This is a genomic window from Undibacterium sp. JH2W, from assembly GCF_049340425.1.
Lineage (GTDB): Bacteria > Pseudomonadota > Gammaproteobacteria > Burkholderiales > Burkholderiaceae_D > Undibacterium.
Genome location: NZ_JBMPOT010000082.1, coordinates 1 through 383, shown reverse-complemented (window position 1 = coordinate 383; position 383 = coordinate 1). Strand labels below are relative to the sequence as shown.

The following is a 383-nucleotide window of genomic DNA, read 5'->3' as shown; positions in this document are numbered from 1 at the left end:
GTTTCTCGATGTAAGGCAGATGACACCTTAAAAGCACGTTTTTGAAACTTGATCCATCCTTCCCAACCAACTTTGAGAGTGATGTCGTCGGGAGGGTATTCGACTGGCGGCAAGCAAGCGGGGTAAGAGAACGGACTTGGTTGATATCTTGTGACTGGGGTCTGCATGTGAATACCCTCGTGTGGGCGCTCAGTGTTGTAGACCTGACGCCATGCATCAAATGCGGCTTGCACCTTTGGCAAATCGGAGAAATGATTTCCCGTGAGTACCTCGTTTTTCAATGTTCGATGGAAACGCTCTATTTTTCCATTAGTTTGAGGATGGGCTGGCCGGCTATGACTGACCTGAATTCCCAGTCGAATAAACCACATCGTTAATTTTGT

Annotated in this window: 1 protein-coding gene; it reads right to left on the bottom strand. The window is 47.5% G+C overall.

Annotation, left to right across the window (positions count from 1 at the left end):
• Positions 1 to 383, bottom strand: a 383-nt coding sequence (locus ACO0LC_RS29210) for an integrase core domain-containing protein (protein WP_423009775.1), incomplete at both ends; no start/stop codon positions are given.